We start from the raw sequence: 536 nt of genomic DNA, 5'->3' as shown, positions 1-536 counted from the left end.
GCGGGAATGGGCCGGTAGCTCAGGTGGTTAGAGCGCACGCCTGATAAGCGTGAGGTCGTAGGTTCAACTCCTACTCGGCCCACCACTTCCCGCATTGAAGCCTGGCCTTGGGGCCTTAGCTCAGCTGGGAGAGCGGTTGCTTTGCAAGCATCAGGTCATCGGTTCGATCCCGATAGGCTCCACCAGGCTTGGTGACACTCCAGAGATGAAGCGAAACGATATACCGGTCTTGCGATCGGTTGTGCGAAGGGTTTGCCTTTGCGGTTCTTTGACATTGTGAATGGGTTTTTTAATCGATGCCGTGGCGCATCGTGTGTGGTCGACGTGGCCATGCACAATGATGCGTTACATACAGATGCAAGTAATCTGGCTGAGATTATATCGTCCGCACCTATTACGGCGCAGTCTTTATGCAGGGCTGTCGTTGATGGTGTGGATTCTCAAGCGTGAGGTAAGAGCATTTGGTGGATGCCTTGGCATGTACAGGCGATGAAGGACGTGGCACGCTGCGATAAGCGTCGGGGAGTTGTGAGCAA

The 536-nt window shown here is 54.3% G+C and carries 2 tRNA genes and 1 rRNA gene; all 3 read left to right on the top strand.

Annotation, left to right across the window (positions count from 1 at the left end):
• The first annotated feature begins 8 nt into the window (after window positions 1–8).
• Window positions 9–85 (top strand) — tRNA-Ile (locus tag IEX32_RS20505).
• A 24-nt stretch (window positions 86–109) separates the two neighbouring features.
• Window positions 110–185, top strand: a tRNA-Ala gene (locus tag IEX32_RS20500).
• A 256-nt stretch (window positions 186–441) separates the two neighbouring features.
• Window positions 442–536, top strand: a 23S ribosomal RNA gene (locus IEX32_RS20495); the annotation flags it as partial.

The organism is Novosphingobium endophyticum (assembly GCF_014640675.1).
GTDB lineage: Bacteria > Pseudomonadota > Alphaproteobacteria > Sphingomonadales > Sphingomonadaceae > Novosphingobium > Novosphingobium endophyticum.
The sequence above is the reverse complement of the archived record's forward strand: the minus strand, read 5'-3'. Positions and strand labels throughout refer to the sequence as shown.